The following is a 7480-nucleotide window of genomic DNA, read 5'->3' as shown; positions in this document are numbered from 1 at the left end:
CGGCGAGCCGGAGCCGGCCGCCGCGGTGCCGCTGCTCAAACGACTGGTGCTGCGCACCGCGGTCTGGTTGAGCCCGCGCAGCCGCCGGCTCGGCCTGTCCGACGCCCACAACGGGCTGCGGGTGTTCAACCGCACCGTCGCCGACGGCCTCGACCTGACCATGAACGGGATGAGTCACGCCGGCGAGTTCATCGCGCTGATCGCCGAAAACCACTGGCGGGTCGGCGAAGTACCGGTCGAGGTGCTCTACACCGACTACTCCAAGGCCAAGGGCCAGCCGCTGCTCAACGGCGTCAACATCGCCTTCGACGGGCTGTTACGCAAAAGGATGTCCCGATGAACTGGATCAAGGTGGTGCTGATCGGCGCGGTGCTGGCGTTGCTGGTCTACCTGCTGCTGTCCCGGCGGTCGGCGCAGTCGAAGGCCTGGGTCAAGGTCGGCTACCTGGCCTTCGTGATCGCCGGCATCTACGCGGTGCTGCGGCCGGACGACACCACCGTGCTGGCCAACTGGCTCGGCGTGCGCCGCGGCACCGACCTGATGCTGTACGCGCTGATCATCGCGTTCGCGTTCACCACGCTCAGCACCTACATGCGCTTCCGTGACCTGGAGCTGCGCTACGCCCGGCTCGCCCGGGTGGTGGCGCTGGCTGGCGCCGAACCGCCCGACGATCCCGCCGGATCCGGCTAAACTTCCGCCACCCGGCGGAAGTACTGCACCGTCCGGCGCACCCCGTCGTCCAGGCCGACCTGCGGTCGCCAGCCCAGAACCCGTTGGGCCAGGCCGATATCCAAGCAAGAACGCTTCAGGTCGCCCAGCCGGGCCGGGTGGAACTCCGGGTCGTCCGGTGCGCCGGCGGCGGCGGCCACCGCGGTGTGCAGCGCCCGGTCCGAGGTCTCCACCCCGGGGCCGACGTTGAACCGCGGGCCGTCGCCGGCCGGCCCGGCCGCCCGGACGAACGCCTCCACCACGTCGTCGACGAAGACGTAGTCGCGGGTGTTGCCGCCGTCGCCGAACACCTTAGTCGGGCTGCCGGAGAGCAGCGCCCGCGCGAAGATCGCCACCACGCCCGCCTCCCCGTGCGGATCCTGGCGCGGCCCGTAGACGTTGGCCGGCGCGATGTGCGAACACTGCAGCCCGTAGAGATGGCGGAACGTGTTCAGGTAGACTTCGCCGGCCACCTTCCCGGCGGCATAGGGCGAAGCGGGATCGGTCGGGGTGTCCTCACCGGTCGGGTAGCGCGGCGGGGTGCCGTAGATGGACCCGCCCGACGAGGTGTGCACGATCTTGCGCACCCCGGCCCGACGCGCCGCCTCGGCCAGCCGGACGGTGCCGACCACGTTGACCGTCGCGTCGAAGGCCGGGTCGGCCACCGAGTGCCGCACGTCGATCTGCGCCGCCAGGTGGAACACCACCTCCGGCCGGTGCTCCGCGAGCAACCCGATCAGGTCGGCGCCGACGATGTCGGCCTCGACGAGGACGAACCGCGAGTCGTCGGCCAGGTGCTCGACGTTGGCGCGGTGTCCGCTGGCAAAGTTGTCCAGGCCGACCACCTGGTGCCCATCGACCAACAGCCGGTCGACCAGCGTCGATCCAATGAATCCGGCCGCCCCGGTGACCAGTGCCCGCACCGGCCCACCATACCGACAGGTAGGAAAGACCCATGCTCGCACGCATCTCCCGGGTTCCCCGGGTCGCCGCGGCAGCGGTTGCGCTGATCGCCGCGGCGCTGACGGTGCGGACGGTGCTGGCGTTCGGCGGCTACTTCTACTGGGACGATCTGATCCTGATCGGCCGGGCCGGCACCCACCACCTGCTGTCTCCGTCGTACCTCTTCGACGACCACGACGGCCACCTGATGCCGGGGGCGTTCCTGCTGGCCGGCGCGATCAGCCGGGCCTGGCCGCTGAGCTGGGCACCGGCCGCGGTGAGCTTGGTGGTGCTGCAGCTGCTGGCCTGGCTGGCACTGCTGCGGACGCTGTACGTGCTGCTGGGCTGGCGACCGGCGCTGTTGGTGCCGTTGACGTTCGCGCTGTTCTGCCCGATGGGGCTGCCGGCGTTCGCCTGGTGGGCCGCGGCGCTGAACTATCTGCCGATGCTGTGCGCGCTGTGCTGGGTCTGCGCCGACGCGATCCTGCTGGTGCGCACCGGTGTTCAGCGTTACGCGATGACCGGGACGGTCGCCTACGCCGGCGGGCTGCTGTTCTTCGAGAAGGCCGCGGCCGTCCCGTTCGTCGCGTTCACGGTGGCCGTCCTGCTGGGTCACGCCCAGGGCGGCCAGACCGTGATAGGGGCTGCGGTGTCGGTGTGGCGCAAAGGAATTCTTCTCTGGCTGGCTTTGCTGGCGCTGACCGCGGGCTGGATCGTGGTCTATCTGACGGTGGTGAACCAGCGGCGCTGGAGTCTCAATCTGACCATGACCCGGGACCTGCTGTGGCGCTCGGTCACCCACGGGATCGTCCCGGGGCTGGCCGGCGGGCCCTGGCAGTGGGCGCGGTGGGCGCCGGCGTCGCCGTGGGCGGTACCGGGTCCGGTGGTGATGGTGCTCGGCTGGGTGGTGCTGGCCGGGCTGGTCGCGGTCTCGCTGGTCCGCAAGCACCGGCTCGGTCCGGTCTGGCTGACGGTGGCCGGCTACGCGGTGGCCTGTCAGGTGCCGATCTATCTGATGCGATCCTCGGCGTTCACCGCACTGGAGCTCGCCCAGACACTGCGCTACCTGGCCGACTTCGTGGTGGTCGCCGCGCTGCTGGGGGCGGTCGGCTGCACTGCGCCCAACCGGACATCGGCCGGCAAGCTGGACGCCTCCACCGCCCGCACCGCCGTCGCGGCCTTCCTGGCGGTGGCCTTCCTGGCCAGCAGCCTGTACTCCACCGCGACGTTCCTGACCTCCTGGCGGGACAATCCGGCCGAGCCGTACCTGAAGAACGCCGAACACAGCCTGGCCGCCGCACATGCCGCATCGTCCGCGCCGCTGCTAGACCAGCAGGTCGACCCGCTGGTGCTGCAGCGGGTGGTCGGGCCGGAGAGCCAAGCCAGCCACCTGTTCGCGTTGTTGCCGGATCGTCCGGAATTCGCGTCGGCGACAACCCGGCTGCGCATGCTGGACAGCGCCGGGCAGGTGATCGACGCACGGGTCACCTGGGTGCGGACCATCGTCGCCGGCCCGGTGCCGCGCTGCGGGTACCTGGTGCAGCCGGACCACCCGGCACAGCTCCCCTTGGACGGTCCGCTGCTGCCCTCGGACTGGACCGCCGAGATCAACTACCTGGCCAACGTCGACGGTGCGATGATGCTGACGCTGCCCGACGGATCCGCGGCCCGCGTTCCGGTGCGTCCCGGGCTGAACCGGGTCTTCGTCCGGCTGCCCGGCGCCGGATCGACGATCACCGCCCGCGCCGACACCGCGGCGCTCTCGGTCTGCATCGCCGCCGGCCCGGTCGGACACCTGGCGCCGCTCTGACCCGCACCCGCTCCGCCGCCGGCTGCGATAATGCCGCCATGGGAACCGGGAAGGTGACGCGCCAGCTGGCCGCCGTCGGCGTGATCATCGGGTCGGTGGGCGCGCTGTCCGGCTGCACCGGCAGGTCGTCGCCGCCGGCGGCCGAGACGCACCCGACCGATGCTCCGGTATGCGGGGCGAACCTGTACGCACTCGAGATCAGCCAGGCGGCGCAATCGCTGCCGGAGAGCACCGACTGGAACGCCGGATACGCCGCCGAGGGTTCCGGGAACTTCGACCCGTGCGCGGTGCTCAGCGGCGCGGTGGCGATACCGCAGGGCGCGTCGTCGTATGCGCCGGTGCACATCCTGCTGTTCCACTACGGACAGTTCGTCGGAACCGCCACCAAGATCCCGTACCGCGACGCCGGCATCGATGTCGCCAAGTCGACCGACGACACGGTCGTGGTCAGCTACCACTGGCCGCTGGGCGACGAGTGTCACGCCTGCTACCGCGGCGTCGGCGACGTCCGATTCGCTTGGGACGGCAACGAAGTCAGCCAGCTCGACCAGATTCCGGCCGAGGCGCAGGCAGCGCCGAGCTGACGCGCGCGTCAGGCGACCAACACACGCGTCAGACGGCGTAAGTTTTGTGCGATGTCGCTCCTTGCTGAACGGGGTCCACGCGACAGCACCGAAACGTCGAGCATCAACCGAGGTCATACCGGCCGTTTGGAGCCACCTAGGAGAATCGAACTCCTGACCTGCTCATTACGAGTGAGCCGCTCTGCCGACTGAGCTAAGGTGGCGTGCCCTTCCGGGCGGCACCCGAGTTTACCGGTCGGCCCGCAACGCCTGACCGACGGTGGCGACCAGGGCGTCGACGGCGAACCGGGGCTTGACGTTGGCCGCCAGCGCCTCGCGGCAGGCCAGCACCGCATCGATGCACCGCAGCAGCCGCTCCGGTGTGACGTGCGCGGCCATCGCCGCGGCTTTCTCGGCCATGTCCGGATGGTTCGGCTGTGCGCTGGCCACACCGGCGGAGACCAGCAGCGCATCCCGGAAATAACCGGCCAGATCGACCAGCGCCCGGTCCAGCGCGTCCCGCGATGCCCTGGTCTGACGTGACTTCTGCCGTCGCTCGAGGTCTTTGATCACACCGGTGGCACCGCGCAGCGCCGCCGCGGTGCCCTTGCCGGTGCCGCCGGCACCCAGCGCGGTGCGCAGCTCCTCGGTCTCGGCCTCGGCCCGTCCGGCAGTCAGGTCTTGGGCCTCCGCCTCGGCGGCGGCCACCAACTCCTCGGCCGCGGCGTAGGCCCGCGACGGTGTCGCCGCGTCCCGGGCCAGCCCCAGCGCCCGCTGGCGACGCCGGCGGGCCTCCGGGTCGGTGGCCAGCCGGCGCGCCCGGCCGACGTGGCCGCCGCTGACCGATGCCGCCCAGCGCGCCGTCTCCGCGTCCAGCCCGTCGGTGTCGGTCAGCACCCGGGCGATCGCCGCCGTCGACGGGGTCACCAAAGCGACATGGCGGCACCGCGACCGCAGCGTGACCGCGATGTCCTCGGGGTCCACCGACGGTGCGCACAACAGGAACACCGTCGACGGCGGCGGCTCCTCGACCACTTTCAACAACGCGTTCGCCGCGCCCTCGGTGAGCCGGTCGGCATCCTCGATCAACACGATCTGCCAGCGTCCGGTCCCCGGCCGGCGGGATGCGACCTGCACCGTCGCCCGCATGTCGGCGACCCCGATGGACAAACCCTCGGGGACCACCCGCCGAACGTCGGCGTGGGTGCCGGCCATCGTCGTGGTGCAGGCCCGGCACCGCCCGCAGCCGGGCTCGTCGTCGGCGGTGCACTGCAGCGCGGCCGCGAAGCACAGCGCGGCGATCGAGCGTCCCGAGCCCGGCGGCCCGGTGATCAGCCAGGCGTGTGACATAGCGCCGGCGGCGGTCGCACTGTGAGCTACCTCATCCCGGGCCGCCCGCGCCGCGGCGAGCAGCTCGGCCTCCACCGCCTGCTGACCCACTAGACGTGCGAAAACACCCGACATCGCCGACAACAGTAGCGCCCCGGCCGGACACCCGCCGGACGTCGAACGGCCGCGGGTTCGGTTGGCCCGACGTTCAGCCGGGGCGATGTGACCCATCCGACCGATACGGTGAGCGGGTGGGTACCGTCGCGCAGCTCGGAAACCGGGCCACCGGGTTCATCCGGTGGGTGGCGCGCACCCCGTGGCCGGTGTTCACGCTGGGCATGCTGCAGGCCGACATCATCGGCGCGCTCTTCGTCCTGGGGTTCCTCCGGTTCGGTCTGCCACCGGAGGACCGGATCGAACTCGACGATCTGCCCCGCGCCAACATCGCCTTCTTCGCCGTGGTGCTCGGCGTGCTGTTCGTGGCTGGGATCGCGGTCAGCCTCTGGCTGCTGGCGCCGGTCTTCCGGTGGCAGCGACAGGACACCCCGCTCGGCGAGACCGATCCCGCGGCCACCGAGCTGGCCCGTTCCCGTGCCCTGCGGATGCCGTTCTACCGAACCGCGATCAGCATCGGCTACTGGACGATCGGCGGGGCGGTGTTCGTCCTGATCACCAAGTCGGTGGCCGGCCACGCGGCGCCGGTGGTGGCCATCGCCGCCGCGCTGGGCGGTACCGCGACCTCGATCATCGGCTACCTGCACTCCGAGCGTGTCCTGCGGCCGGTTGCCGTGGCCGCGCTGCGCGGTGGCCTTCCGGAGAACCTGCACGCCTCGGGAGTCATCGGCCGCCAGCTGCTGACCTGGGTGCTGTCCACCGGAACCCCGCTGCTGGCGATCGTGCTGGCGGTGGTGGCCGACAAGGCCTCGCTGCTGACCGCGTCGCCGGAGAAACTGTTCACCCCGATCCTGCTGATGGCGCTGGCCGCACTCGGCATCGGCCTGGCCGGGACCGTCCTGGTCGCGATGTCGATCGCCGACCCGCTGCGCCAGCTGCGCTGGGCGCTCGGCGAGGTGCAGCGCGGCAACTACAACGCGCACATGCAGATCTACGACGCCAGCGAGATCGGGCTGCTGCAGGCCGGCTTCAACGACATGGTGCGCGACCTGGCCGAGCGGCAGCGGCTGCGCGACCTGTTCGGCCGCTACGTCGGCGAGGACGTGGCCCGGCGGGCGCTGGAGCGCGGTACCGAACTCGGCGGCCGCGAGCGGGACGTCGCGGTGCTCTTCGTCGACCTGGTCGGCTCCACCCAGCTGGCCGCCGCCCGACCGCCGAGCGAGGTGGTCAGCCTGCTCAACGAGTTCTTCCGGGTGGTGGTCGACACCGTCGGGCAGCACGGTGGTTTCGTCAACAAGTTCCAGGGTGACGCCGCGCTGGCGATCTTCGGGGCGCCGATCGAGCACCCCGACGCGTCCAGTGCCGCGCTGGCGGCGGCCCGGGAGCTACACGACGGGCTGCTGTCGGTGCTGGGCTCGGCCGAGTTCGGCATCGGGGTCTCCGCCGGGCGGGCCATCGCCGGCCACATCGGCGCACAGGCCCGCTTCGAGTACACCGTGATCGGCGACCCGGTCAACGAGGCCGCGCGGCTCACCGAGCTGGCCAAGCTGGAGGACTGTCGGGTGCTGGCCTCGGCCGCGGCGGTCAGCGGGGCGGTCGACTCCGAAGCACTGTCCTGGGAGGTCGGCGAGGTCGTCGAGCTGCGGGGCCGCGCCGTGCCGACCCAGCTGGCCCGGCCGCTGAACGTCGCGTCGTTCAGCGCTTGACCGCTTTCTTCGCCGCCTTCTTGACCGGCGCCGCCTTGCGGGCGGCCTTCGTGGCGGTCCGCTTCACCGGTCCCCGGGCCCGCCGGTCGGCGAGCAGCTCGGCGGCGCGTTCGTCGGTCAGCGATGCCACCTCGTCACCCTTGCGCAGGCTCGCGTTGGTCTCGCCGTCGGTCACGTACGGCCCGAACCGGCCGTCCTTGATCACCATCGGCTTGTCGGTGGCCGGATCCTTTCCGAGCTCGCGCAGCGGGGGCGCGGCGGCCGCCTGCCGGCCACGGCGTTTCGGTTCGGCGTAGATCTTCAGTGCC

At 71.4% G+C, this 7480-nt stretch carries 7 protein-coding genes, 1 tRNA gene and 1 pseudogene; 5 read left to right on the top strand and 4 right to left on the bottom strand.

The genetic code is table 11. From position 1 onward, the window contains the following. Positions 1-340: pseudogene (locus AC2VNT_RS00385) on the top strand (glycosyltransferase family 2 protein); the annotation flags it as partial. Beyond that, the gene (locus AC2VNT_RS00380; RefSeq protein WP_486944974.1) at positions 337-690 is read left to right on the top strand and encodes a DUF2304 domain-containing protein; all 354 of its coding nucleotides are present in this window, start codon (positions 337-339) and stop codon (positions 688-690) included. The pseudogene AC2VNT_RS00385 and the gene AC2VNT_RS00380, both read left to right, overlap by 4 nt. Here AC2VNT_RS00380 and AC2VNT_RS00375 read toward each other — a convergent pair. Then, positions 687-1631, bottom strand: a complete 945-nt coding sequence (locus AC2VNT_RS00375; RefSeq protein WP_486944973.1) for an NAD-dependent epimerase/dehydratase family protein — start codon at positions 1629-1631, stop codon at positions 687-689. The two genes, AC2VNT_RS00380 and AC2VNT_RS00375, sit on opposite strands and share 4 nt — an antisense overlap. 32 nt (positions 1632-1663) lie before the next feature. Between AC2VNT_RS00375 and AC2VNT_RS00370 the strand changes: the two genes are divergently transcribed. Next, on the top strand, positions 1664-3460 hold the full coding sequence (locus AC2VNT_RS00370) for a hypothetical protein (protein ID WP_486944972.1): 1797 nt from the start codon (positions 1664-1666) through the stop codon (positions 3458-3460). A gap of 38 nt (positions 3461-3498) precedes the next feature. Beyond that, a complete protein-coding gene (locus AC2VNT_RS00365; RefSeq protein ID WP_486944971.1) occupies positions 3499-4044 on the top strand; it encodes an LppP/LprE family lipoprotein in 546 nt (181 codons plus the stop codon). Between the two features lie 127 nt (positions 4045-4171). Here the strand turns inward: AC2VNT_RS00365 and AC2VNT_RS00360 are convergent. Both AC2VNT_RS00360 and AC2VNT_RS00355 read right to left on the bottom strand, forming a co-directional pair. Then, a tRNA-Thr gene (locus tag AC2VNT_RS00360) sits at positions 4172-4247 on the bottom strand. A gap of 25 nt (positions 4248-4272) precedes the next feature. Beyond that, positions 4273-5487 carry a DNA polymerase III subunit delta' gene (locus tag AC2VNT_RS00355; protein WP_486944970.1) on the bottom strand — a complete coding sequence of 405 codons (1215 nt, stop codon included), beginning with the start codon at positions 5485-5487 and terminating at the stop codon, positions 4273-4275. Between the two features lie 116 nt (positions 5488-5603). Here AC2VNT_RS00355 and AC2VNT_RS00350 point away from each other — a divergent pair, with 116 nt between their 5' ends. Further along, positions 5604-7172, top strand: coding sequence for an adenylate/guanylate cyclase domain-containing protein (locus AC2VNT_RS00350; protein WP_486944969.1), 1569 nt, complete (start codon positions 5604-5606; stop codon positions 7170-7172). Here the strand turns inward: AC2VNT_RS00350 and AC2VNT_RS00345 are convergent. Further along, positions 7162-7480 (bottom strand): topoisomerase C-terminal repeat-containing protein (locus AC2VNT_RS00345; RefSeq protein ID WP_486944968.1); only part of this gene is annotated, 319 nt, incomplete at its 5' end. The two genes, AC2VNT_RS00350 and AC2VNT_RS00345, sit on opposite strands and share 11 nt — an antisense overlap.

It is taken from the genome of Mycobacterium sp. TH-M15 (assembly GCF_057473705.1).
Note: the sequence above shows the minus strand (reverse complement) of the source record. Positions and strands in the feature narration are given on the sequence as shown.